The sequence below is a fragment of the Mycolicibacterium vinylchloridicum genome, assembly GCF_013404075.1.
GTDB classification, from domain to species: domain Bacteria; phylum Actinomycetota; class Actinomycetes; order Mycobacteriales; family Mycobacteriaceae; genus Mycobacterium; species Mycobacterium vinylchloridicum.
The window spans coordinates 1-23,725 of record NZ_JACBJQ010000005.1; the positions used below are offsets into that span (position 1 = coordinate 1).

Annotated in this window: 23 protein-coding genes and 1 pseudogene; 10 read left to right on the plus strand and 14 right to left on the minus strand. The window is 65.2% G+C overall.

The window, feature by feature from the left end; all coding sequences use genetic code 11:
- Positions 1-182: pseudogene (locus HPC46_RS06090) on the minus strand (hypothetical protein); the annotation flags it as partial.
- 35 nt (positions 183-217) lie between these two features.
- Between HPC46_RS06090 and HPC46_RS06095 the strand changes: the two are divergent.
- Positions 218-823 carry a cysteine hydrolase family protein gene (locus tag HPC46_RS06095; RefSeq protein WP_179467872.1) on the plus strand — a complete coding sequence of 202 codons (606 nt, stop codon included), beginning with the start codon at positions 218-220 and terminating at the stop codon, positions 821-823.
- Between the two features lie 50 nt (positions 824-873).
- Entirely contained in the window at positions 874-1,758 is an 885-nt protein-coding gene (locus tag HPC46_RS06100; protein ID WP_218893806.1) for a D-2-hydroxyacid dehydrogenase family protein, read from the plus strand.
- Here the strand turns inward: HPC46_RS06100 and HPC46_RS06105 are convergent, their stop codons facing one another.
- The 4 genes from HPC46_RS06105 to HPC46_RS06120 are packed head-to-tail and all read right to left on the minus strand — an operon-like array spanning position 1,759 to position 6,214.
- A complete protein-coding gene (locus HPC46_RS06105; RefSeq protein WP_179467876.1) occupies positions 1,759-3,027 on the minus strand; it encodes an amidohydrolase family protein in 1,269 nt (422 codons plus the stop codon). It lies immediately after the preceding gene.
- 14 nt (positions 3,028-3,041) lie between these two features.
- On the minus strand, positions 3,042-3,815 hold the full coding sequence (locus tag HPC46_RS06110; RefSeq protein WP_179467878.1) for a class II aldolase/adducin family protein: 774 nt from the start codon (positions 3,813-3,815) through the stop codon (positions 3,042-3,044).
- Positions 3,812-5,419, minus strand: coding sequence for a class I adenylate-forming enzyme family protein (locus HPC46_RS06115; RefSeq protein WP_179467880.1), 1,608 nt, complete (start codon positions 5,417-5,419; stop codon positions 3,812-3,814). The genes HPC46_RS06110 and HPC46_RS06115 overlap by 4 nt, the downstream gene beginning before the upstream one ends.
- A gap of 30 nt (positions 5,420-5,449) precedes the next feature.
- Entirely contained in the window at positions 5,450-6,214 is a 765-nt protein-coding gene (locus tag HPC46_RS06120; RefSeq protein WP_179467882.1) for a FadR/GntR family transcriptional regulator, read from the minus strand.
- Positions 6,215-6,367: 153 nt separating this feature from the next.
- Between HPC46_RS06120 and HPC46_RS06125 the strand changes: the two genes are divergently transcribed.
- Complete coding sequence (locus tag HPC46_RS06125; RefSeq protein WP_179467884.1) at positions 6,368-6,874, plus strand: sigma-70 family RNA polymerase sigma factor; 507 nt, start codon at positions 6,368-6,370, stop codon at positions 6,872-6,874.
- 337 nt (positions 6,875-7,211) lie between these two features.
- Here HPC46_RS06125 and HPC46_RS06130 read toward each other — a convergent pair whose 3' ends face one another.
- Complete coding sequence (locus HPC46_RS06130; RefSeq protein ID WP_179467886.1) at positions 7,212-8,687, minus strand: flavin-containing monooxygenase; 1,476 nt, start codon at positions 8,685-8,687, stop codon at positions 7,212-7,214.
- A gap of 67 nt (positions 8,688-8,754) precedes the next feature.
- Here HPC46_RS06130 and HPC46_RS06135 point away from each other — a divergent pair, with 67 nt between their 5' ends.
- Complete coding sequence (locus tag HPC46_RS06135; protein ID WP_179467888.1) at positions 8,755-9,402, plus strand: S1 family peptidase; 648 nt, start codon at positions 8,755-8,757, stop codon at positions 9,400-9,402.
- Positions 9,403-9,763: 361 nt separating this feature from the next.
- Positions 9,764-10,633, plus strand: coding sequence for a hypothetical protein (locus HPC46_RS06140; protein ID WP_179467890.1), 870 nt, complete (start codon positions 9,764-9,766; stop codon positions 10,631-10,633).
- A gap of 4 nt (positions 10,634-10,637) precedes the next feature.
- On the opposite strand, the gene HPC46_RS06145 is transcribed toward HPC46_RS06140, so the two are convergent.
- Positions 10,638-11,288, minus strand: a complete 651-nt coding sequence (locus HPC46_RS06145; protein ID WP_218893799.1) for a TetR/AcrR family transcriptional regulator — start codon at positions 11,286-11,288, stop codon at positions 10,638-10,640.
- Positions 11,289-11,372: 84 nt separating this feature from the next.
- Between HPC46_RS06145 and HPC46_RS06150 the strand changes: the two genes are divergently transcribed.
- Genes HPC46_RS06150 through HPC46_RS06165 form a run of 4 tightly spaced genes read left to right on the plus strand, consistent with a single transcriptional unit; the run spans position 11,373 to position 16,151 of the window.
- The gene (locus HPC46_RS06150) at positions 11,373-12,428 is read left to right on the plus strand and encodes a DUF7064 domain-containing protein (RefSeq protein WP_179467892.1); all 1,056 of its coding nucleotides are present in this window, start codon (positions 11,373-11,375) and stop codon (positions 12,426-12,428) included.
- Positions 12,429-12,441: 13 nt separating this feature from the next.
- Positions 12,442-13,551, plus strand: coding sequence for a phosphotransferase family protein (locus HPC46_RS06155; protein ID WP_179467894.1), 1,110 nt, complete (start codon positions 12,442-12,444; stop codon positions 13,549-13,551).
- Positions 13,552-13,558: 7 nt separating this feature from the next.
- The gene (locus tag HPC46_RS06160) at positions 13,559-14,539 is read left to right on the plus strand and encodes a spirocyclase AveC family protein (RefSeq protein ID WP_179467896.1); all 981 of its coding nucleotides are present in this window, start codon (positions 13,559-13,561) and stop codon (positions 14,537-14,539) included.
- Between the two features lie 13 nt (positions 14,540-14,552).
- The gene (locus HPC46_RS06165) at positions 14,553-16,151 is read left to right on the plus strand and encodes a phytoene desaturase family protein (RefSeq protein WP_179467898.1); all 1,599 of its coding nucleotides are present in this window, start codon (positions 14,553-14,555) and stop codon (positions 16,149-16,151) included.
- 142 nt (positions 16,152-16,293) lie between these two features.
- Here the strand turns inward: HPC46_RS06165 and HPC46_RS06170 are convergent, their stop codons facing one another.
- Positions 16,294-17,130, minus strand: coding sequence for a hypothetical protein (locus tag HPC46_RS06170; protein ID WP_179467900.1), 837 nt, complete (start codon positions 17,128-17,130; stop codon positions 16,294-16,296).
- 2 nt (positions 17,131-17,132) lie between these two features.
- Positions 17,133-18,470: a protoporphyrinogen/coproporphyrinogen oxidase gene (locus tag HPC46_RS06175; RefSeq protein ID WP_325096580.1), complete on the minus strand. Its 1,338-nt coding sequence runs from the start codon at positions 18,468-18,470 to the stop codon at positions 17,133-17,135.
- A 78-nt stretch (positions 18,471-18,548) separates the two neighbouring features.
- On the opposite strand from HPC46_RS06175, the gene HPC46_RS06180 reads away from it, so the two are divergent.
- On the plus strand, positions 18,549-19,184 hold the full coding sequence (locus HPC46_RS06180) for a TetR/AcrR family transcriptional regulator (protein WP_179467902.1): 636 nt from the start codon (positions 18,549-18,551) through the stop codon (positions 19,182-19,184).
- On the opposite strand, the gene HPC46_RS06185 is transcribed toward HPC46_RS06180, so the two are convergent.
- The 5 genes from HPC46_RS06185 to HPC46_RS06205 form a co-directional block, all read right to left on the minus strand.
- Positions 19,181-19,450, minus strand: a complete 270-nt coding sequence (locus tag HPC46_RS06185; RefSeq protein WP_179467904.1) for a cytochrome C oxidase subunit IV family protein — start codon at positions 19,448-19,450, stop codon at positions 19,181-19,183. The genes HPC46_RS06180 and HPC46_RS06185 overlap by 4 nt on opposite strands.
- Positions 19,451-19,452: 2 nt before the next feature.
- Entirely contained in the window at positions 19,453-20,046 is a 594-nt protein-coding gene (locus HPC46_RS06190) for a cytochrome c oxidase subunit 3 (RefSeq protein ID WP_179467906.1), read from the minus strand.
- On the minus strand, positions 20,043-20,753 hold the full coding sequence (locus HPC46_RS06195) for a hypothetical protein (RefSeq protein ID WP_179467908.1): 711 nt from the start codon (positions 20,751-20,753) through the stop codon (positions 20,043-20,045). Before HPC46_RS06195 ends, HPC46_RS06190 begins: the two co-directional genes overlap by 4 nt.
- Positions 20,750-22,462: a phytoene desaturase family protein gene (locus HPC46_RS06200; protein WP_179467910.1), complete on the minus strand. Its 1,713-nt coding sequence runs from the start codon at positions 22,460-22,462 to the stop codon at positions 20,750-20,752. The genes HPC46_RS06195 and HPC46_RS06200 overlap by 4 nt, the downstream gene beginning before the upstream one ends.
- Before the next feature lie 92 nt (positions 22,463-22,554).
- Positions 22,555-23,589 carry a hypothetical protein gene (locus HPC46_RS06205; RefSeq protein WP_179467912.1) on the minus strand — a complete coding sequence of 345 codons (1,035 nt, stop codon included), beginning with the start codon at positions 23,587-23,589 and terminating at the stop codon, positions 22,555-22,557.
- Between the last annotated feature and the right edge of the window lie 136 nt (positions 23,590-23,725).

Below are 23,725 nucleotides of genomic sequence, written 5' to 3' on the forward strand. Positions count from 1 at the left end.
GGGTACCCGGGATAGCCCGGTGGGTGGGGCTGCTGCGTGCGGCGGGCCTTCGACCGTTCACGCAGGCCCAGGACCAGCAGCAGGACGCCGATCGCCGGGATCAGCACCACCTCGCCGACAATCAACCACGGCCTGCCGTCGGCAAGCAGCGCAGTGGAGGCGGCGTAGCTGAGCAGTGTCACTGTTCGTTGACTCTAGTTCGGATTAGCCTGCGGACATGACCATTGACGCGAAGAACACCGCCGTGGTGTTGATCGAGTACCAGAACGATTTCACCACCGCGGGCGGGGTGCTGCACGGGGCAGTGGCGGACGTGATGGCGAAGACGGACATGCTCGCACACACCCGCGACGTGGTGGCAGCGGCGCGCAGTGCCGGGGCATCGATCATGCACGCTCCGATCACCTTCGCCGAAGGCTATGGCGAGATCACCAACCATCCATACGGGATTCTGAAGGGCGTGGTCGACGGCAACGCCTTCGTCAAGGGCTCCTGGGGCGCGGCGATCGTCGACGACCTGGCACCGGCCGACGGTGACATCGTAATCGAGGGCAAGCGTGGCCTGGACACCTTCGCCAGCACCAACCTCGACTTCATCCTGCGCAGCAAGGGCATCACGACCATCGCCCTCGGCGGCTTCCTCACCAACTGCTGTGTCGAGTCGACCATGCGCAGTGGCTACGAGAACGGTTATCAGGTCATCACGTTGAGCGATTGCGTGGCGGCGACCTCCGTCGAGGAGCACGACAACGCACTGAAGTACGACTACCCGATGTTCTCGCGGCCGATGACCGCCGACGAGTTCATCGGGCAGCTCGCGTGACGCGGATCCAGGTGGCGGTCCTCGACGACTACCAGAATGTCGCGTGGGAGATGGCCGACTGGTCGGCAGTGGCCGAACGCGCCGACATCACGGTCTTCAGCGACCACGTCTTCGACGCCGACGAGCTCGTCGCGCGGCTGACTCCCTTCGATGTGATATTTGTGATGAGGGAGCGAACCCCGTTGCCGCGCAGCATCATTGAACGCCTTCCGCGGCTGAAGATGATCGCCTCGACCGGACCGTTCAACGCATCCATCGACATGGGGGCCGCCGCGGATCACGGCATTCACGTCGGCACCACCGGCGGCACCGTGGCATCGACGGTGGAGCTCACCTGGGCGCTGATCCTCGCCGGCGCGCGCAACCTGGTGGCCGAGAGCATGTCGATCCGCGACGGTGGCTGGCAGGTATCGGTGGGGCGCGAGCTGTCCGGGCGGACGCTCGGCGTTCTTGGTCTCGGTCGCATCGGCGCCCGGGTCGCCCGGATCGGCGAGGCCTTCGGTATGGAAGTGATCGCCTGGAGCCAGAACCTCACCCCGGCGGCGGCCGCCGAGGCGGGAGCGACCTATGTCGGCAAAGACGAGCTGTTCGGCCGTTCCGATGTGCTGACCATCCACATGAAGCTCAGCGAGCGATCCGCCGGCTTGGTCGGTACCGACGAACTCGCTCTGATGAAACCGACTGCGGTGCTGGTCAACACCTCTCGCGGACCGCTCATCGACGAGGCCGCGTTGGTCGAGACCCTGAAAGCCAAGCGTATCCGGGCGGCGGCGCTCGACGTCTTCGACACCGAGCCGCTGCCGGCCGGTCATCCGCTGCGCACCCTGGACAACGTGATCGCCACACCGCATATCGGCTATGTCGCCGACCGCCCCTACCGCATCTTCTACCGGGATGCGGTTGCCGCTATTGCGGAATGGCTCGACCGGCAGTGATCAGAAGGCGTTCGGATCCTGTTGGACTGCCACGGGAACCGGGTGCTGGTAGAGCCGGGAGGCGTTCTCCCACGTCACTTTCCGGATGATCTCATCGGGTAGGCCGTGGATCTGTTCGCGGATGGTGCGCTGGGTGTGCGGCCACGTCGAGTCACAGTGCGGGTAGTCGGCCTCGAGCAGGATGTTGTCGGCGCCGATCCGCTCGTACTGGACGAACGACGACTGGTCTTCGACCGCGCAGAACCAGAAGTTCCGGCTGAAGACTTCGGCCGGGGTCAGGGTTTCACCCAGAGCCTTCCAGGTTCCGTACATCTCGTGATAGCTGAGCATGTGATCGAGGCGGTCCAGAAGTCCTGCCACCCAACCGATTCCGCCTTCGGACAGGCAGATCTTCAGGTCAGGGTAGCGCGTGCACACACCGGAATAGAGCCAGTCGACCGCCGCCGAAATCGCGTAGGCGAAGAACAGCACCCCGGCCACATCGGGTGGCGCATCTGCTGACGTCGACGGCGACGTACCCGACGAGCCGATGTGGAGATTGACCACCGTCCCGGTTTCCGCGCAGGCCGCCATCATCGGTTCCCAATACCCCGAGTGAATGGTCGGAAAGCCAAGCAGCGCTGGATTTTCACTGAAGGTCACGGCATGAAAGCCGCGCGAAGCGTTCTCGTAGATCATCTGTGCGCCGACCTCGGGATCGAGTAGCCAGGGCAGCTGGCAGGGGATGATCCGCCCGGGATAGCTACCGGCCCAGGATTCGATGTGCCAGTCGTTCCATGCCCTGACCGACGCCATCGCCAGGTCGCGGTCGGTGGTGACCTGCTGGAGCCGCTGACCGGCGAAGCCGGGCAGGAACGACGGGAAGTTCAGCGAGGCATACACTCCGTTGAGGTCCATGTCCGCGACGCGGGCGTGGATGTCCCAGGCGCCACGGCGCATTTCGTCGAACCGGGCCGGCTCGAAGCCGTACTCCGACACCGGCCGCCCGACGACGGCGTTGAAGCCGACATTCGGCAGCGAATGGCCGTCATACATCCAGGTCTGCCCGCCGCCGTCGGTCTCGATCACCCGCGGCGCCCGGTCGGCGAACTTGGCCGGCACCCGCCCCTCGAACGTGTCGGGCGGCTCGACGATGTGATCGTCGACCGAGATGACGGTGTAAAAGCGTTCGGCGCGTTCGGGTTCCGGCAGGAACGTCACCGTGCGGTCGGCGCCGGTCTTGGCGGTGGTGAAGTTCAGATTCGACTGCAGTTCGTCGATGGAAGCCATGGCAGGAGGCCCTTTCAGTCCAGTACGCCGCGGTCGGCCTTGATGGTCATGCGGGCCGCTCCGGCCCAGTACACGTCGGCGGCGCGTTCGATCAGCGAGGCCTGCATGCCGATCATGTCGCCGCGGTTCATCTGCTTATGCGTGCGACCGGTGATCATGACGTCGTAGGCCAGCCGGCACACCCGCTCAATTGACACCGCGCGGTAGACCGCCGCGGCTACATCGTGCCCGGTCGCGATGACGCCGTGGTTGGCCAGGATGATCAGATTGGCCGAACCGATCTGGCCGGCCAGTTCGGCTGCGCGCCAAGGGGCGTCGATTTCGCCGTCGTAGGTCTCGACCAGATACATGTCGTCGAGGAACAGCGCGCCGGTCTGGTGGACCAGATCGGGCAGGACTCCCAGTGCTGCTATCAGGCTGACGTAATAGGGGTGGTTGTGGATCACCACCCTGGCGTCGGGGCGCTGCCGGTGAATCTCGGTGTGGAGATGGATCGCCGGTGTGACGTCCCATCGGCCGCGCACGACGCGGGCGTCCTCGTCGACCACGCAGATATCGGATGCGGTGAGTTCCTGCCACCACAGTCCCCACGGGTTGACGAACATGTCGGTCTGCCCGTCCGGCTGCCAGGTGATGTGCCCGGCCATGTTCTCGGCGAACCCGATGTCGGCGAGGTGACGGAACGCCACCGCCATCGTCTGCTCGTCGGTGAGCTCGACGCCGATCGGCGGCGTCTTCGACGGCGCCCACACGCCCAGCCCGCCCCTGCGCACTTCGGATGTGCTCATGATCGCTCCAGTATCGATCGGATGGTTTCGCGGAGTTGGCCTTTGGCGATCTTCCCGCCTGACGATCGGGGCAGTTCGTCGAGTACCTCGAGACGTTCGGGAAGCAGTTCCTTGGAGACGCCCTGGGCCAGGAGGTGGTCGACGAGGGCGGGTAGCTCCAGTGAGTCGCCGGTGTTCACCAGTTCTGCGAAGACGCAGACGCGCTCCCCGAAAAGGGGATCGGGCATCGCCACGGCGGCGGCCACGGCGACGGCGGGATGGGTGTCGACGACCTCCTCGACGGCAACCGCGCTGATGTTCTTGCCGCCGCGCAGGATGAAGTCGGAGGTCCGCCCGGCCAGAGTCAGATAGCCGTCGCTGTCCAGCTCGCAGATGTCGCCCATCCGCATCCAGCCGTCCTTGGTGTACAGCTTGTCGTGGTCAGTCCCGCCCAGATAGCCAAGGCTCAGCGCCGGGCCTCGGCACACTGGCTGTCCGCGACCGGATGTCGTGACGTCGTCGTCGCCGTCGAACAGGCGGACCTGCATCTCGGGGACGATCCGCCCGGCGGTGCGCAGCCGGTGGTGCAGCGAGTCCTTGATGGTGGTGGCGCTGAGCATGCCGGTCTCGTTGGAGCCGTAGAACTGGAGGATGGTGACGCCGGTCAGCTCTTCGAACTGCGCGGCCTGCGCATACGGCAACGGCTCGCCGCCGGTGAACACCACCCGCAGGCTGGACAGGTCGTAGTCCCTGGCGGCGGGGTTGGCCACGATCATCATCAATTGCGTACTCACACAGCACAACACCGTGACCCTGTGACGCTCGATGGCTGCACACGTGGCGACGGGGTCGAACCGTTCGATGCGCACGGTCGTGGCGCCCAGATAGATCGGGGTGGTGTGCGCGGTCCAGATCCCGAAGCCGAACGGTGTCGGGATGACCGGGAGAAGCACGTCGTCGGCACTCAATTCGCCGTTGGCGACCGCCTTTTGGTGAAAGTAGTGCCACCGGTTCTGGGTGTGCACCACGCATTTGGGCAGCCCGGTGGTGCCCGAGGTCGAATTGATCAGGAAGGCGTCGTCCGGCCCCAGCGGGGACAGTTCCGCCGTCGGGGCGGGGGCGGTGGTGTCGATGCCGAGGCCGCCGGTTCCAAGGACCACGGCCCGCAACGCAATCTCGGGAACCGCGCGAAGGACCTCTGTGGCCTGAGGACCCCGGGTGGCGTCGGTGACCATGAGTGACGGCTGTGCGGTCCGGATGATCTGTGCGGCTTCCCGCACGCCGGCGCGCGCCCCGAGCCCGACACTCACCGCGCCGCACCGCTCGATGGCCATCAGTAGGACGTGGATGGCGACACGGTCGCCGTGCCAGACCGCCACCAGGTCGCCGGGCGTCACGCCCAGCCGGTGCAGGTCAAGGGCCAGGTTGGTGGCGGCGTTGTCGAACTCCGACCAGGTCAGCGCCTGGCCCGGTGCGTCACGTGTGAAGTCGGCGTAGGCCGCCTTGTCCGGGGAGACCGCCGCGTTGTGGTGGACGCAGTCGGACAGCGTGGTGTCCGACCACCAGCCTGCGGCCCGATAGCGCGCCGCCTCGGCGCTGGTCGTGACGGCAGCGTCGACAGCCATCACCAAATCATATGAAAATAAAGGACCGCGTCAATGGTCCCAATGGCGCACGATCGTGGGGTCGACCGTTCCCGCTGATCCTGGGTAGTGCTGGGCATTGATCAGGTGGGCTGCGGCAAGGTCGTGCGCTCGGCGCGAATCGCCGGCCTCGATGGCGTCGATGACTTGCCGATGTTCCTCCAGCACGGCCAGCCGCTCCTCGACGGGCACGATGCTGTGGTCGCGCACCCGGGTTGACCAGCTCTGTTCGTGTGCCGACCAGAGCGTTTCGAGCGCGCCGGCCAGCATGATCATCGTCTGATTGCCGCACGAGGCGACCAGGGCTTCGTGGTAGCGCCGGCTCGCCGAGATGGCCTGCTGAAAATCGTCGGCGGCGGCGACGGCCTCGGCATGCAGGTGGCGCAGCGCCGGGACCACCGTGCGCATCCGGTCGGGTCGTTCGGCACACAGCGCAGCGCACGCCGGCTCCATCTGCCTCAACGCGCCGCCGAGGTCGGCCAGGCTCACCTCTTGGGAGCCCAGCACCAGGCCGATCGTGTAGGCCACGTTCGCCGCATCGGGCCGGCGAACCACGGCACCGCCCAGCTTGCCGCGCCGCACCCGCAGCAGCCCCTCGGCTTCCAGGATGCGCATGGCCTCCCGCAGTGACGGCTTGCTCACCGGGAACTCGCGCAGCAGCTCGTCCTCTTTGGGCAGGATGCTCCCGTCGGCGAGTTCGCCCAGCAGGATGCGTCGTCGCAGTTGGTCGGCGACCTGTTCGGCGAGGCGACGGAATTGAACGGTTGGTTCTGACACGGACCGGGCTTCTATCTGGCTGGCAAGAGACCTGCATCGTACAAGCGATCTCCATCGGATCTCCACGCAATCACCAAGCAGCGAATCCCGGCGCTGACAAGCATGAGTGGTGGCCGTCAGCGCCGTGAAATCGATTAGGACAGGGCTATCTTCATGAACCACGTCACCGAATTCGAACGAGACGTCATGCCATTCACCGCCGAGTTGTATCGACGGGCACTGGGCTACACGATGAACGCCGCCGACGCCGAGGACCTGGTACAGGAGACGATGTTGAAGGCGTACAACGCTTTTGGCAGGCTTGGGGAGGATGCGCACCTGAGGGCATGGCTGCTGCGGATCACGCGCAACACTTGGATCTCGGACTACCGGGCCCGGCTGCGTAGGCCTGACGAGAGCTTGGTCGGTCAGGTCGACGATGCATCCGAGCGCGCAATGTCCGCTGAGAGTCAGGTATTTCGCCACCAGTTCGATCCCGATGTCCGCGAGGCATTGTTCGCGTTGTCGGCTGAAATGCGCGAAACGCTCTACTGGGTGGCGGTCGAAGGAATGACGTACCGGGAGACCGCCGACATCATGGGTGTGCCGGAGGGAACCGTGATGTCGCGCATGCACCGCAGCCGGGCCAGCATGCGTCGCTCGCTGGGTGATGCCGCGTGAGGGCAGAAGTCGGGGAGCAGTGCCGAGAAACGGCGATGTCCGGGCGGGCCAACCGTGCGCAGGGCAGGCCGGCCGTCGCCGCGGGTAGCGGACTTACTTATGCGCGGGGCGCTTCAGCAGGTACTGAAGCCAGCGAACGTCGAGCAACATGTGACTCACGCTAGGGCTCAAAAATAAGGTGGCGAGGTCCAAGCGGTAATACGTCGCTAAGAAAATTTGCCAAGACGCCATTATTTTCGGGGTGCCCGACACTCCCGCCGGCCAATGCGCGGACGGCTGTCGTAGTGATCAGGCTGTTCGGCCGTTACTTCGCCGGTATCGGCTTGTGTTGTTTCGTTCACGCATCGCGGACGCTCGACCAATAGCTGCGTTCCCGGGTTGTCAGCTCGTTGTCGGTGATCGCGCCGAATTCCGCGGCTTCGCGGGCGAACCGTGCCGGGGCGTCCGGCAGCGCGTCGGGGCCCTCGAGCCGGAAACAACTCGGAGCCAGCGGCCCGAACAGCAGAGCGCGGTGCAGACCAGGCCAGCGGTCCAGCTGTGGTTCCACGCCCGCGGCGCGGGCGAATGTCACCGCGGCCAGATTCATCCGGGTCTTGCGCTGCCCGATCGCGCGGCAGGATTCGATCGCCGCGCGCTGGTCGGCTTCGTCCGGCGCCTCGGCGACGCCGCCCCAGGTGTAGGCGATCCACCGGGCCTGCAGCTCCAATGGGACGAAGTAGCCGCCCGACTGGTCCCACATACCCATGAACGCCAGCCCGGGCAGATCGGGGTGGAAGGTGTATCGATCGGTGGCGAAACCCCCGGCGTCCAGGTTGAGGATCGCGCGCGCGTCGTCGTCCAGGAACGGCAGCCTCAGCTGGAACCCGGTCCCGAACACGATGCCGTCGAACTCCTCGATGTGTCCGTCGCCGAATGTCACCTCTCTTCCAGCGACCGATGCCAGCCACGGCCGGACGCGGATCGATCCGTCCGCCACGGCGGGGAGGTAGTTCTGGCTGAGCGTCACGCCCGCGGCGAAGAGTGACTCGGCCGGGCGAGGGGCGCCGTATTGCTCAGGGCTGCCTGCGGACTCGACCACGATTTCCTTGAGCTGGCGGTCGACCTCCGCGGGAGCGAGGGTCTCGTCGGCGAGGGCCCCGTAACGGGTGAACATCCGGTGATCCGATGGCACGCCGGCGACGAATTTGGGCAGCACGTAGCGCTGGCGGCGTTGGGTGACCACGACGTGTTCGGCGCCCCCGGCGGCGAGTTCGGCGGCGATCTCCAGGGCGCTGACCGCGCACCCCGCGACGAGGACCCGTTTGCCGCGGTATGTCGACGGCCCGCGGTAGTCGTAGGACGCGATGACGCCGGTGTCGCCACTGAAGCCGGCCAGGCCGGGAACATCCGGGATCGCCGGGGTATGGAACCGGCCGGCGGCCACCACGACTTTGTCGAACGTCTCCCGGGTGTCGCCGTGGCGCACCCGCCAGCCGCGACCGGCACGGGTGATGGTGTCGACGCGGGTGTCGCAGCGCAGGCGGGAAGTGAGGTCGAACAGCGCGGCGTAGCGGTGCAAGTAGTCCAGGACGGCGCCGCCGGAAGGGAACACGAGATCGCCGTCGTGCGGTAGGTCGCTGAACGCGGTCAGGATGCGACTGGTGTTGGTGTGCATGCCCGGCCATACCCCGCTTCGGCCGGGAAGCGCGGTCCACTGACCGCCCAACGCCGGACCCTGCTCGAAAATCGCCGGCTCGAATCCCTGCGACAGCAACCAGCGCGATACCGCCAGCCCCGCGGGGCCGGCCCCGATCACCGCGACCGTCGTCGTCATGTGAAGAAACTCTCCCACGTGGGCGTCCGCTCGGTAGCATCTGGCCGATTGAGGGGAGGAGGCCGAGATGGCCACTGGTAAATGGCTTCCGACGGTTGCCGGTGCGGTTCTGATTGCGGCGGTCGAGCTTGCCGCTCCCGCTGCAGCGGTACCCCCGCCGACTCCAGGTATGGAGGTCGACGACGAAAGCGGTAGGTGCACAGCCGGTTTCGCAGCGCAGGGCAATGATGGCAATTACTACCTACTGACCAGCGGGCACTGCGACGGCCACGACGGCTCGGATTGGACGTACGGCAGCGACGACACGCTGCTCGGGACGATCAGCGCGAGCGAGGTGGACGGTGACAAGCGCGATGCCGCCATCATCCGGATCGACCCCGCCGTCGGCGCGCCGAACGGAGACGTCGGTGGCCAGTATCAGGTGCGAGATGTGTTGGGGGCCAGTCAACTCAGTGTCGGCATGCCGTTCTGCAAGGTCGGCGCGGTCACCGGTGAAACCTGCGGCGAGGTCAAGGGGATCGAGGGCGATGTCGTCGAGGCCAACGTCTACAGCCTGGAAGGCGACAGTGGCAGCCCGGGTTTCGTCAAGAATCCCGACGGCACCGTGAGCGCGGTCGGGATTCTGATGTCCTCACCCGACGGTGACGATTACACGACGTACTTCACGTTGGTGCAGCCCCTGCTCGGGCAGTGGGGACTGACCATCCTTTCCTGACGCGCGGGCGCCCCTCGGCGGAGCCCTCTGGATCGGTCGGGGTTGTTGCCCGCCTCAGCGCGACAACTGGCAGGCGTCGGCCCGGAACGCGGCGACGCGCAGACGAATCCGGTGCTCCGTACCGCGTGGGATGCCCAGCATCGCGCGATGTCGTCCGCATTCAAGGCGGCGACAGTTTCGTTGTCGCTGAGAGGCGGACAGCAACCCTGTTGGTCCGGAGAGTTCCCGCCGCGCTGGTCATCGGCGATGGGGGTCGCCGCCCGTGATCGGCTCGCAAGGATGAATGATTATTCATACTTGAATACTGATTCACTCGACGTTACGCTCCGGGTGCCGATGCATCAGCACTCAAGGAGAGAGAATGTCTGCGCTCGAGTACGTGCTTGCCGCGCCGCCGATACCCGCGCACCCGACCACCCCGATGCCGTTTGTGCCCGAGGTGATCTTCACGATCTTCCTGGGCATCCCGGTGGTCGTCATGGTGTTCTTCGCGGTCAAGCACCTGATCGTCGGTAAGGGGCCGTTGCTGCTGTTCTGCCTGATCGGCGGTGGTATCGCGTGCTTGTTCGAGCCGATCGTGGACACGCTGGGGTTGTGCTACATCCGCCAGGGCGCGGTGACGATGACGTTCTCCTCGATGGGCCGTGACTTCCCGCTCTTCATCAACTTCGTCTACATCTGGTACGTCGGCGGCCTGGCCTATCTGGCGTATCGCATCTACTCCACCGGGGTCACCCGTAAGCAGATCTTCCAGCTCTACGTGATCGACGTGTTCATCAACATTTTTCTGGAGAGCCCGGGCGTCCTGATGGGCGCCTACGAGTACTACGGGCCGCAGCCGCTGAATTTCTGGGGCTTGCCGCTGTGGTGGGTGTGCGTCAACCCGCTGATGCCGATGACGGCGGGCGCGCTGATCTACCGGATGCGCCAGCACCTGCCGGGCTGGCGATTGGCCCTGGTGATTGCCTTCATTCCGATGTCGGACGGTATCGCCAACGGCGCGGCCGCGTGGCCGGTGTGGACGGCGCTGAACCTCGACGCGTCACTGTGGGTCACCCACTTCGCTTGGCTCGTCACCCTCGGTCTGGCGCTCACGTTCGTGTGGGTCTTGTCGTTCGTGGTCGCCCGCGCCGAAGAGGACGTGTTCATCAAATCGAAGGTCGGCATCATCAAAGCGGCGGTCTTCGGTGCCGACGACACCGTCAAGGTCAAAGAGCCGGCGACGGCCTGACCGGTCAGGATCGCTCGAGCTTGGCGACCTTGGTGACCACGGTCTTGGCCTCGGATGCGCTCAGTCCCAGTGCGGCAAGGACGAGGCGAGCGAAGGCCCGTTCGGCATGATCGCCATGACGCCCGTCGAGGATCTCGCGGATGAGGGCGAACGCGCCGCCGATCACTGTCGTCAGCAACACCTCGACGTCGGCGACATCGAAACGGCCGCTGGCGATTCCGCGCTCCACTGCCACTCGGGCGTGGGGGTGTACGGCCGCGCCGAACAGGGCCTCGGAATGGCCGATGTTGACGATCAGTCGTGCGAAATCGGGTTCGGCATAGGCCAAGCGGATAACCCGCAGGTTGGCAAGGGCCACGACTTCGGCGGGATCGGTCGCGTCATCGACGTTGCTGATGGTCGCCGAGGCCAGATCGGAGAGGCTCTCGGTGATGACCGCTTCGAGAAACTCTTCCTTGGAGGGGAAGTAGTTGTAGAACGACCCCAACGCGATATCGGCCTGCTCGGTGATCTCCTGGATGCGAAGTCCGGGAACACCTTTCGCGGCGATCAGGGTTCGGCCGGCATCCAGCAGTTGCCGGCGGGTTCGTTCGCGCTGGCGTTCGGTCCGCGTCGCGGGCTTTTCGTGTGGCGGCACACCGTGATTCTTCAACATGAATGAATTTTCATACTTGATAGTCCGTTCATCGGACGTTATGTTAGCGAAGGTTGGGCGGTTCACGATGAGAGATGGTGCGCAGTGAGTTCGCAGTTGGCGGTACATGCCCCGGACACCGATCTGCTGATCCCGCTGCCCGGCCCCGACGAGAGCTGGGATCCGCATCTGATCCATACGCACTATTTCGGGTTCTCGGTGCCCGAGGCGGTGATCGGTGCGTTCATCTATGTCCGTTATCAGCCGGCGTTCCCGCTGTCGCAGGGCGGCGTGTGCGTGTTCCAGGGCAACGACAACGTGGAACTGACCGACATCGCCTACCACGACTACGAGATCACGATGCCGTGGCCGACCGTGGAAGGAAACACGATCACGACCGACAACGGTCTGTCGATCGAGTTCGTCGAGCCCGGCAGGACGGCCCGGCTGCGCTACCGCGCCGTCGACGACCGCATGTCGTTCGACCTCATCGCCGAGGCGGTGACGCCCCTGCTGGCGCGCGGGCACGTGATGCCCGGCGAGGACGTGCATCATGATGTGTCCCGTCAGCCCGGCGGCAGCGAACAGTTCATGCGCGTCACCGGCAGCCTGCAGTTGGACGGCACAGGCTACGGCGTCGACTGCTTCGCTCCGCGGGACCGGTCCTGGCGCCAGATCCGGGTCGAGCGGCGCGGCGCGGTCCCGAGCCCGCCGGTTGGGTGGTCGCCCATGTACTTCGGGCCCGACCTGGTCTTCAACCAGATCAGCTTCGAACCGCTGGACACCAATCCGCGCTGGGCGGGCCTATATGAAGTGGGTGATCGCCCCTCGCACCACTTCGCCTGGGTGCAGCGTGGCGACGAAACCCGGGCCGTCACGTCGGTGCGCCGCGACGTGCTGGAGTATCACCCCACCATCCACCTGGCCACCCGCCAGGAGATCACCGCGCAGGACGATCACGGTGACACCTACCGATTCCGCGGCGAAGCGATCGCGTCGGCGGTACTTCCCGCCTGGCCCAACGTCTCGTTCCACGACAGCGTCTACCGCTGGGAAGACGACCACGGTCGGGTCGCCCACGCCACCTACCAGGAGATCTGGTTCGACATCTACCAGCGGGCGATGCTGAAACACCGCCTGCTACCGACACCGACGGCGTGAAAGGGACACCACGATGGCGTTGAAGAACGAGATCGACACCGAGGAAGCCTCGCGGCGGCTGGCGACCTGGATCGAATCGAAAATCGATGGAGCCCAACAGGTTCGAATAACCGATCTCGACGTGCCGGCATCGGCGGGCCTGTCCAACGAAACGGTGCTCTTCACCGCATCGTGGAGCCGGGACGGGCAGGAACACACCCGCGAGATGGTGGCCCGGGTGCAACCGTCCGGGCCGGGTGTGTTCGCCTCCTACGATCTGGGCAAGGAAGCCAGGGTCATCAGCGCGCTGGGCTCGGCGGGAGTGCCGGTGCCCGAGGTGTACTTCTTCGAGCAGGATCCCGCGGTGTTCGGCTCGCCGTTCCTGGTGATGCGGCGAGTCGACGGCCGGGTGCCCTCCGACGATCCGCCGTTCACCGCAGGCGGTTGGGTCCTCGACTTGGCTCCCGAGCAGCGAACAGCTATGTGGCACAATAGCTTGGCGGTGCTCGCGCAGATCCATGCCGCTGACTGGCAGGCACTCGGCCTGGACTTCCTGGACACCGACGCCAACGGCAGTGGAGTGCACGCGCAGATCGCCAACTGGCGCGAATCGTTCGCCTGGGGGGCCGAGGGCGAACCGAACCCCACCATCGAGCACGCACTCGAGTGGCTCGTCGACAACGTTCCCGCCACAGCGGCGCCGAAGGTATTGAACTGGGGTGACGCCCGCGTCGGCAACATCATGTTCGACGACGACCTCTCCGCCGCTGCGGTTCTCGATTGGGAGATGGTGACCCTGGGTAGCCGGGAACTCGACCTCGGCTGGTGGCTGTTCTTGATGCGGCACCACACCGAGGGAATCGGATTTCCGCTGCCGGAGGGGGTTCCGGACCGCACGGCCACCCTCGAGTACTACACCTCGATCACCGGCCACGCTCCGATCGATATCGACTACTACGAGATCCTCGCCGCCACCAAGCTGTCCATCATCATGGTGCGCGCCGCACACATGATGATCGCGATGGGCCTGATGCCTCCGGATTCGCCGATGGCACTGAACAATCCGGCCAGTCAGCTGTTGGCCAAACTGCTTGGCCTCTCCGCTCCGACGGGTGAGACCGCTACGTTCATCGGCAACCGTTGAGCAGCCCGTGCTGACCGACAGTGCTCCCAGCCGAGCGGGTTCAGACGCGACCGACGCCGAAGCGCGGCGCGGCGCAGTGTCGCTGTGGGCACTGCTGGGGGTGGGATGGATCCTGTTCGTCGGGCAGGCGTGGACCCGATGGATCCTGTCCGACACCCAGTTCGGGCCGGCGCCCATCCAGGGACCGGACACCTTCGACGGCACCGCGCTGGTGGTGCTTCGTGTCATCGAGGTTGTCAGCCTGCTGATCGCCGGTGCAACGATCTGGGTGTTTCTCGTCAAGCCGTTGGTCGCGCAGCGGCGGCTGACGCTGGACGGGATGATCGTCATCGGTTCACTGCTGGCCTCGGGTATCGATCCGCTGATCAACTACTTTCACTACACGTTCGCGTGGAATGCCCACGCGCTCAACGCCGGATCGTGGCTCGCGTTCTTCCCGCTGCACCAGGGGCCGACGCGGTACGCCGAGGGGCTGGCCTGGTTCATCCCGCAGTATCTGTACCTGGGCATCGGCCTGGCCGCCATCGAGTGCCGCATCATCCTCGCGCTGCGGCGCCGCTACCCGGGCATCGCCAACATCCGGTCGTTCAGCATCGCGTTCGTGGCCATCTTCGGTGTGGACATCCTCATCGAGCAGGTGTTCATCCGGACCCGGGTGTACGCGTTTCCGCGCACCTGGGAGGCGTTCACCCTGTTCGCCGGCACACCGTATCAATTCCCCGTCTACGAGAGCGTGTTCGTGGCGATCTATGCCGCCGGGTTCACCTACCTGCGGATGTCAGCCCATGACAGTGCCGACGGCACTCCGTTCCTGCATCGCGGAATCCAGCGCTGGCCCAGCCGGTTCCGGACGCCGGTGAAGCTGCTGGCTGTCATCGGGTTCTGCGCGGTCTGGGCCGCGCTGGCCTATTTCATTCCCTGGAGCTGGATGTCGGTGAACCCGGACTCGACCATCACCCCGCCGTCCTACATGCTTCCCGGTCACTAAGGAGACGTCACCCGTGTCAACCAAATCTCTTCCTGCCGAGTCCGATTACGTCATCATCGGGGCGGGGCACAACGGGCTGACGGCGGCCTGCTACCTGGCCCGCGCGGGCCACAGCGTCGCCGTCCTCGAAGCCTCACCGACGGTCGGCGGGATGACGTCGACGAATGCCACCCTGCCCAGCGCGCCCGGCCATTTCTTCAACGAAGGCGCCATCCAGCTGACCGGGATTTTCCGCCTGTCGGGTGTGGCCGAAGACCTCGAATTGCACAAGTACGGCCTGCGGGAGATCTCCGTCGACCCCGCTCACGTCCAATTGGCCCCGGACGGAAGCTCATTGGCGATCTGGAAGGATGCCAGCCGAACCGCCGACGAATTGCGGCGGTTCTCGCCAAAGGATGCCCGCGCCTGGTTGGATCTGGCCAATGCCCTGGACCCCGCCATGGATGTGGTGGTGGCCTATATGAAGTCCCATCCGCTGCGGCCCTGGAATGCCGAGATGGGCAAGGCTTTTGCGCGGGCAGCTCGCCACCCCAAGCGGTTGTGGTCACTGCGGAGCATGGCCACCGCATCGCACACCGAGTTCCTGGAAGAGACCTTCGAATCGGAATTGCCCAAGGGGGCACTGGCTGCGATGGCCGCCTTCTCCCAGATGCGTCTGGACATGACGGCCTGGGCGATGATCTATCTGGGCGTGGTGCAGAAGGTCGCCAATGCGATGCCGGTCGGCGGCACCGGTGCGCTGCCGGCCGCGCTGCATCGTTGCCTGCTCGCCCTCGGTGGCAGCGTGCACACCGACAGTCGGGTCCATGAACTTGTCATGACCGGCGATCGGGTCAGTGGGATCCAGCTCGACACCGGGCAGGTCGTCAGGGCACGCAACGCCGTGATCACCACCTGTAATCCGGTTATCACGCTCAATGAGCTACTGCCCCAGGGTGTTTTGGACACCAAGCTCTCCGCACGGGCCAAGGACATCCCGATCCGCAAGACGCACGCCACCTCGCTGAAGATCAACGTCGCGATCGATGGCGAGGTCTCCATGCGGCGCCACGAGAAGTGGCGGGGCGACGATCTCGACCTGCGTAAGTATCTGGTCGCATGGCACACCCTGGAGGAGCAGGACGCCGGGTGGAACTCCCTGGTTCGTGGCGAGTGGCCCGACCCGGTGCCGGTGAGTTGCGCGATCATTCCGTCGGCGGTCGACCCGTCACAGGCACCTCCGGGCCGCAGCAACCTGTGGTTGTGGTCGGGCGTGATTCCGGTGACACCGCGAGAACCGTGGGAGGACGTCCGCGACAAGATCGGCGACTCCGTGCTGCGCGACAGTGCCCTGTACTACGAGGGACTCGACAGCCTCGAGATCGACCGGGCGGTGTTGGGCGGCCCGGATATCGAGCAGCGTTTCAACGCGCCTGCCGGCAACGTCTACCACGTGGATCCGTTGATCACCCGGTTCGGACCGCTCAAGCCGGCCGCCGGCCTCGGCGCCTACCGAACCCCGGTGAAGGGGCTCTACCTGAGTGGGGCGGGCACTCATCCGGTCGGGGGCGTGTGCGCGTTGCCCGGAAAGCTGGCCGCGCAGACCGCCCTTCGCGATCACGCCAAGTGCTGACGGGGCTCGGCCACCCGTCGCGGCCGCCATGACAGTGGCACCCACGGCGGGAGCAAGCGGGTGACGATCGCGCCGCTGAGGAGTGCTCCCACACAGAGCGCTCCGCACAGAGCGCCCGCACGCTGAACTACCTTGCGCGACTTCATATCGTTTCCTTCTGCGACGGCTGCGCCGCATCGACATCTCGTTGGAGCTGTAGTTCGCGGGTTCGGGCGTAGATCCAGCGCGCCATGGCGTCGAGCAGGACCACCCCGATCGCACACGAAGCCAGCGCACCGCCCCACGTCACCCACGCCGTTGCGCCCGGGGTGTGCAACGCGTTGTAGACGGGCAGACCGACCGCGGCGCTACAGGCGGTGTCGGTGACGAGAGGAAGGAAGATGACCAGCGGTGCCCGCCAGCCGCGAAAGTAGTTCGGTGCGGCGAACAGAATGGCGGCGGTCAAAATGGGCCCGGTGGTGTTGATGAACAACCAGTACAGCGGGAAACCGCCGACCGACATGGGGACGTCGCCGTAGCCGAAGTACGTGTAGAGCCGAAAGTGCAGCAGTGGCACCTCGATCAGCAGGTCGGCGATGAATGTGATGGCGATACCGGTCCAGAACGCCTTCGGCGTGAACGTGAGCTTTCGCAGTTCGGCGAGCAGCACGTAGGCGATACCGCCGAAGAAGATGATGTAGGTCGGCAACCCCCAGTGCGGGATCGGGCCCATCGTCTCGAACAGCACGTGTTGACCCGGCCGTGGATGATGAACCAGCCCGAGGATGTCGTCGAGCGGCTCGTTCAACAGGGCGATACCGCCACCGGCCAGCAAGACCAGGCCCAGTGCTGAACCGGTTCGGCGCCACTCTCGTACGGCGTAGATCACGAAGCCCGCGACGACGAGCCACAAAACTACTTCGGCAGCGATCTGGGGTACTTGCGGAAAGACCATGTCCGACGGGACCGGGATGTTGAATTGCTCAGTCGCGAAAAACATGATCACCCGCGCCGCAGAGCCGCGAGCAGTTCCCGCGCGGCACGCTCACCGGCGGTCGTCGCAGTGTTGACGTTGCCCGAGGAGTTGTACGAACCCGCAAGGTGGATGCGGCTGTGCCGATCTCGGCTGGCGTGGAATGCGCCGAGCTTCTTGTAGAGACCGGGATGGCTGTAGACCAGAACCGGATACCAGCGGTTGACGCGGCTGAACTCGATGTCTGCACCCAGCCCCGGCAGCGCCTTCTCCGCCTCGCGCAGCGCGTCGGCGACGATGTCCTCGTCGGTGGCGTCCATGTGGTCGATCGCCCACTGGTTCATCATGAACAGGGAGACCAGTCCCTTCCCGTCCGGTGCGCGGCCGGCAACCTTGTTGTGCTCGAGGATGATCGCGAACAGCCCTTCGGATACCGGCCGGGGCACGACGATGAACGATGCCGCGCAATCGGGAAGGTGGCTGAGCGCCAGGTTGATCGACATGGTCGACGTGTAGTTGAGCTTGCGCAGGAAGTCGGCCCGATCCGGGTCGAGCTGGGGGAGCAGGTCGGGGACCTCGTTTCCCATGCTGGAGACGATTGCCCCGGCGCCGGTCTCGGTGTGAACCCCGCGGGCGTCCTCGTAGGTGATGGTCACCCCGTCGTCGTCCTCGACGACCGTGCGCACCCGGGTGTTCAGTCGTACGTCGGACAGCTTGTCCGCCAGGCGTTGTGGGAATGAGGAATAGCCGTCGCGAAAGGCGAACAGCCTCGTGCCGAGCACCTTCTGCCAGAGGAAGAAGAACTCCACGACCGAGATGACGTCGCCGGGGACGCCAGCCCCGCCGCGCACGGTCGGCTCGATCAGATAGTCGTAGAGTTCGCCGTCCAGCCCGCGGCGACGGCAGTAATCCTCGGGCGTCTCGACGTCGTAGTCGGCGGCAATCGAAAGATCTTCGTAGCTCAGTAACTTGCGCAGCCGGAAGGAGTCCAGGGCAAGCTTGGCGACCTTCACCTTCGAGCGCAGCGATAGCAGCTTGGTACGCGCCGCGTCGAGAATCAGGTGGTTGGACCGCATCAGATGCAGCTCGTCGCCCCGCATGAAGCCCATCAGGGAGTTGGCCGGTACCAGATCGTTGGTCATTCCGATGTCGCGGACCAGACCCATCACGCTGTCGTAGGCCTCGGGCAGGATCGTGGTGCCGGCCTCCATCAGGAAGCCGTCGCGCCGGACCGACAACAGTTGCCCGCCAACGCGGTCGCGGGATTCGAAGACCACCACATCGCGGCCGGCCTCGCGCAGCCGCCATGCGGCGGCCAGCCCGGAGGGCCCGGCTCCGACTACGAAAATTCTCGAACGGTCGTTCACGGTAGTACCGTATCGGACACCGTGTATGACAGTCCATACAATCTGTTCGATTCACCGATAATCAGTACACTGACTCCCGTGGAACCCGCCCCGCCTCGCCCGCTGCAGCTGTCGCACGCACAGCGGCGCGGCATGTTGAGCAGGCATTTCGTCGCTGTCGTCGAGAAGCTGGTCGAGGGTGGCGCGACGTATGCCGATCTGAGCGTCGAGGCGATCATCAAAGCGGGTGGCATCTCGCGGTCCACGTTCTACGTCTATTTCAATGACAAGGGCGACCTATTGGTCGCGATGGCGGCCGACGTGATCGGGGATCTGGTGTCGACGGGATCCGCCTGGTGGGACCTGCCCGCCGACGCGACCAAAGCGGATCTTCACGCGGGATTGCGGATCCCGATCGACACCTATCGTGAGCACCGCACGATCCTGGGCACGGTCGTCGAGACCGCGGCCTACGACCCGCGGGTGAGAGAACAGCACCAGTCGCTCATCAATCAAGTGGTGCCCGCCCTCGCGGACTACATCGCCCGAGCACAGGTTGCCGGCACCGCAGATCCGGAACTGGATGCCGAACGCACTGCGCGATGGCTGGTCTGGATGATCGAGCGCGGCCTCTATCAGCTCGTCGGCACCGTCGACGACGACGAGGTCAGCCGTGAACTCGACGCGCTCACCGACATCCTCTGGCGGGTCGTGTATCGCCGCACCGCCGACTAGGGCTTCACCACCACGTCGAGGATTACCAGCGCGACGAACACCACGAGTACATAACCCTCGAACAGAACCCGCAGAGCCGTCGGTGCAACCCGAACGTCCATGAAATGCAAGCCGATCAGACGCACCTTCAGCAGGGCGATCCCGATGATGGCGATCGCGGCCGCCCCGGCGAAATCGGCGCTCTGCTCGATGCCGACGACAAACGACCCGAAGGTCAACGCCAGCAGCACAGCCCAGACAAAGGTCAATCGACGTGTGGCCGTCATCGTCACCTCACCAGGTAGAAGAGCGCGAACAGAACCACCCAGAGCAGATCGACCATGTGCCAGAAGATTCCACCGGTTTCACACAGCCGCTGCTGCTTGCCGTCGAGAGTGGGCCGACGCGTCAGGGCGATGAGTCGCCCGAGAATCGCCACACCGATCAGCACGTGCATCAGATGGATGCCCGTGAATACGAAGTAGTAGGAGAAGTATTCACCACTGCCGACGCCCTTGCCCGCGCTGAACAGCTGCGTCCACTCGATGGCTTTGACGGCGACGAAGCCGGCGCCACATCCGAGCGCACCGATGAACAGCCGGGTGGCATCCTGATGCCGACCGCCGAGCACCCGCTGCACACCGATGGCGACGAGCAATGAACTGCTCAGCAGCAGAACAGTGTTCACGGTGCCCAGTGCGACGTGAAGCTCGGAGTGCCCTGCGGCGAAGGATTGTGGGTTCTTGCCCCGCGAGTACATGAAGGTCGCAAAGAACAGCGCGAACACCGTCATGTCGCCGAGGACGAAGACCCAGATGCCTTCCTCGCCGGGAATGCGGCGCTCGGTCGTCCGGGCCGGTTCGACGTCGTCCAGCACAGTCATGACGTCAATACGCCCTCAGCCGTGTGGGTTTCGTCGTCACTCGGCGCGGTGACCCACAGCTGCCACGACATGACCAGGAACCACACCCCGAAGAACACCGCAACCAGCCAGAAGGCCAGCAGCCCGTTCCACGCGAAGACGCCGTCCTTGAACAGCACCACCAGCCCGCCGGCGGCGAAGATGAAGGCGCACCACACGTTGAAGTAGCCCAGCCACCGTGGCCAGATCATGGTCTTGGCGCCGAAGATCGCGAATCCGATGACCAGACACTGGATAGTGGCTGCCGGCCAGTTCATCACGAACGGCAGCCACCCCAGATCGTTGAGCGCCTGGGTGATCTCGGGATCGCGTTCCGGACGGTAGGACGCGGCGGCGAAGGCGAATGTCGGCATGAGAATGGCGACCACCGCAAGACCGGTGCCGACCAGTTGGGTGTAGGCCAGTGCGGAATATCGGCTGCCTTCCATCTGCCGGATGCGGACCGCCATCAGAGCGCCGAAGGGTGCCTGTAATCCCGCTGCTGCCAGCATGATCACCAGCCCCACCCGTTTGAGGCCGGTGTTGGTCGACCAGAACTGCGCCACCTGGTCTGCCGTGCGCAGCGGTGACATCGGCGGTAGCAGCCCGATCATGATGATCGACGGGAACAGCAACAGGACGAATGCCGCACCGCAGATCGCCATGGTGCGTTGAATCTCGCGCGTCATCGGCCCGGGAAGGGGTCGTTGGGCCCGCTCGTGTAGGGGTTCTCGGTGAGCGCAGCGCGCCGGCGTTCCCGGCGCAGTCGGTCTTTGAGAGCACCGAGGCGTCCGCCCTGATCCTCCAGCCGGAACTGCTTGAGCATGGTGCGCGCGGCGTTCTGGCCCGGCATACCGCTGATCCCGGCGACCGGGTGGGTGCCTGACCCGGTCAGGAACAGCCCTTCGACCGGCGTGCGGTAGCCGGCGAATCCGCTCACCGGCTTGTTGGGCCCGAATCGGCTGATCGTCGGATCGACGTGGTAGACCGAACCGTCGATCGCCCAGAACCGTTCTTCGATATCGGGCAGCACCAGCGGACGCACCGCGACCTGCAGATCTTCGACGCCCTTGTAGTACTGGTCGGCGTCTTTGATGATGCTGTCGGTGATCTTCTTGCGCGCCACGTCCCAGCCCTCTTCGGGGAACGACGGGGTCAGCCCGGTCCAGAACCACCACAAATCCTTGCCCGGCGGCGACATCGAGGGATCGAACGCGTTGGTCACCTGTGCCAAACCGGGGATCGCGTCGGGCACCTGGCCGCGGACGCAGGCCTTGGCGGCTTCCTTGGCCTGTTCGTAGGTGTGGTAGCAGTTGCAGGCCAGCCTAAGGTCGATGCCGTCGCCACGCCACTTCTCGTGCTTGGACATGTCGACTCGTCCCGATAGCGCGACATTGACTTTGGCGTCTGCGATACCGCGCTTGCGGGTCGGGATGTGATCGGCGGCGACCTGCTTCTTGTGCTCGAGAATTCCGCGGGGGAGCAGCCGGGTCAGCGTGGTCTTGGGGCTGCAGGCGGTCAAAACTCCACGGCGGGCCCGGATCTCGCTGCCGCCACGGACGCGGACACCGACGCAGCGGTTGGACTCGACGATGAGTTCCTCGACCGGCGAGCTGGTGATGATGTCGCCGCCGTTGTCCTTGATGACCCCGATCAGCGCCTTCGGCAGTGAGCCGGTTCCGCCGTGGAACATCGCAACGCCGTACTTGGACAGCACGCCCAGGTAAATCAGCGACCAGCCGGACAGGTCGGCGTCGAAGGGCATGAACGGCAGCGACGTCAGTAACGGCGCGCGGATCATGTCGTGCTCGAAGCTCTCTTCGACCGCTTCGGTCTGGGAACTGGCCATCCAGCGCCCGATCGCGCTGAGTTGCTTGCGATTCTTCGCAACGCCTTTGGCGGCCTTCAGAATTGCCGAGATATCGGGTGTCACGACATTGGTCTGCATCATCGGCAGGCCGATTTCCACGGCTGCGTCGATCACTTCGTACAGTTCGAGCAGCGCGCGAGCATCCTTGCGGGAGAAGTGCTCGAGCTCCGAGGCGGTCTTGCGCGGATCGCGCCAGAGCCCCAGTGAACTCCCGTCGGCGGCGAGCTGGAAGTGCGCGGGATCGATGACCGTCTGGCGCAGGCCGTAGCGGGTCGACAGTTCCAGGTCGTCGTTGATGGTGGTGGTACGAAACAGCGACGCCTGGATGGAGGCCTCGTTGATGGTGTATTCCGGTGCTTCCGGTGCGAAGGAGTTCGTCGACGTCATCCCGCCGGCGGTGGCCGCCGCCTCGACGACGAGGACGTTGAGCCCCGCCTTGGCCAGGTAGGCCGCCGCGACGAGACCGTTGTGCCCGGAGCCGACGACGACGACATCGGCTTCACGTGGGGGCTGGGCAGTTTGGGACATGACAAGAACCTCATCGAGTGTAAGTGGGAACGAACGGAAGGCGATGGGCCGGAACCGGTTTGCACTCGGAACCGGCCCACCGTCTCCGCGGGTCAGAGCGTGGCGGCCGGTTGGCGGTTCTGCTGGCCACCGTTCATGATGATGGTCGGCCCGACCACGATCGCCTGAGCAGGATCCTCGGGATCGACCGCGATTCCGTCACCGGGCTTGACGCCACCTTCCTCGCACATTTTGCGCCACAGGTTCTGGCGGCCGGTGCGGGTCGGGATGAACTTGCCGTAGGCGAACACCCGCCAGAAGGTCCACTTCGGAGCAGGCTGCGAATTCGGCCGGCCGACAAGGCGATGCAGCACGAACATCCAGCCCACCATCATCGCCATCATCACGGCGGCGCCGATCCAGCGCACCGCGGTCGGCAGCGTGGAATTGTGGATCAGGATGTGCGGCCAGCCCACACCGAAGTAGGCGACCATCATGCCGAATGGAGCCACCAGTAGCAGCCAGAGCTTGTGCGCGCCTTTGAGTCTCGGGACGGCGTAGGCGAGGATGGCGCCGATCGTGACGAACGAACCACCGTTGATGAAGCCCCACCAGTACGGGAAGTTCAGGAAGCTGAACGGCTGCACACCGTAGTAGAGGTAGGTGCCCAGGTTGATGCCCGCGGTCTCCATGACGGCGTCGGTGACGATTCCCATCCCCAGCAGCATCACGAAGTGGCTGGCGTGGGCGCCGTTGCGGATCACGAAGTAGCAGAAATAGGCTTCCAGCCCCAGGAACGCCACGTAGCACGGCGGGATCAGCAGGGGCACGGTGATGCCGAAGTTGGTGAACGCCGGCATGAGGTTGTTGGCCCAATGCAGATGGCCGAGCAGGTCGAGCATCGGCTCGAGCAAGCTGCAGATCAGCCCACTGGCCATCACGATCAGCGGGATGTAGTTGCGGCTCTTCACTGCGGCCCGGATGGCCCAGGGCAGGGCGAAGACGACGACCAGGGCGCCGGCGATCAGGAAGAAGGCGATCTCCGCGCCCAGGCTGACGCTGAAATCACCGGGGGCCGGCTGGATATTGGGCGGCCAGCCCTGGCCCTGCACCAGGGGTGACCAACTCAGGCTCAACGTGGGACTCATCGATTCGGCCTCTCCTTATGATCGGGTGCCCGCATGCCCGCTCCACCTGCGGTTTCTCCGCGGCGAGCGGCGCGGCGCCGCCGTCTGGCGACTGTGGACCAGCTCACACTAACATCGTGTCTAGACAATGTGTATA

What these genes read in the sequence shown, in the direction of transcription:
- HPC46_RS06110 (WP_179467878.1), bottom strand. Translation starts at nt 3,815, where the DNA reads ATGAGCACATCCGAAGTGCGCAGGGGCGGGCTGGGCGTGTGGGCGCCG.
- HPC46_RS06185 (WP_179467904.1), bottom strand. Translation starts at nt 19,450, where the DNA reads ATGACGGCCACACGTCGATTGACCTTTGTCTGGGCTGTGCTGCTGGCG.
- HPC46_RS06170 (WP_179467900.1), bottom strand. Translation starts at nt 17,130, where the DNA reads ATGTTTTTCGCGACTGAGCAATTCAACATCCCGGTCCCGTCGGACATG.
- HPC46_RS06145 (WP_218893799.1), bottom strand. Translation starts at nt 11,288, where the DNA reads ATGTTGAAGAATCACGGTGTGCCGCCACACGAAAAGCCCGCGACGCGG.
- HPC46_RS06115 (WP_179467880.1), bottom strand. Translation starts at nt 5,419, where the DNA reads ATGGCTGTCGACGCTGCCGTCACGACCAGCGCCGAGGCGGCGCGCTAT.
- HPC46_RS06105 (WP_179467876.1), bottom strand. Translation starts at nt 3,027, where the DNA reads ATGGCTTCCATCGACGAACTGCAGTCGAATCTGAACTTCACCACCGCC.
- HPC46_RS06135 (WP_179467888.1), top strand. Translation starts at nt 8,755, where the DNA reads ATGGCCACTGGTAAATGGCTTCCGACGGTTGCCGGTGCGGTTCTGATT.
- HPC46_RS06155 (WP_179467894.1), top strand. Translation starts at nt 12,442, where the DNA reads ATGGCGTTGAAGAACGAGATCGACACCGAGGAAGCCTCGCGGCGGCTG.
- HPC46_RS06205 (WP_179467912.1), bottom strand. Translation starts at nt 23,589, where the DNA reads ATGAGTCCCACGTTGAGCCTGAGTTGGTCACCCCTGGTGCAGGGCCAG.
- HPC46_RS06125 (WP_179467884.1), top strand. Translation starts at nt 6,368, where the DNA reads ATGAACCACGTCACCGAATTCGAACGAGACGTCATGCCATTCACCGCC.
- HPC46_RS06130 (WP_179467886.1), bottom strand. Translation starts at nt 8,687, where the DNA reads ATGACGACGACGGTCGCGGTGATCGGGGCCGGCCCCGCGGGGCTGGCG.
- HPC46_RS06140 (WP_179467890.1), top strand. Translation starts at nt 9,764, where the DNA reads ATGTCTGCGCTCGAGTACGTGCTTGCCGCGCCGCCGATACCCGCGCAC.
- HPC46_RS06190 (WP_179467906.1), bottom strand. Translation starts at nt 20,046, where the DNA reads ATGACTGTGCTGGACGACGTCGAACCGGCCCGGACGACCGAGCGCCGC.
- HPC46_RS06100 (WP_218893806.1), top strand. Translation starts at nt 874, where the DNA reads ATGGCCGACTGGTCGGCAGTGGCCGAACGCGCCGACATCACGGTCTTC.
- HPC46_RS06095 (WP_179467872.1), top strand. Translation starts at nt 218, where the DNA reads ATGACCATTGACGCGAAGAACACCGCCGTGGTGTTGATCGAGTACCAG.
- HPC46_RS06200 (WP_179467910.1), bottom strand. Translation starts at nt 22,462, where the DNA reads ATGTCCCAAACTGCCCAGCCCCCACGTGAAGCCGATGTCGTCGTCGTC.
- HPC46_RS06195 (WP_179467908.1), bottom strand. Translation starts at nt 20,753, where the DNA reads ATGACGCGCGAGATTCAACGCACCATGGCGATCTGCGGTGCGGCATTC.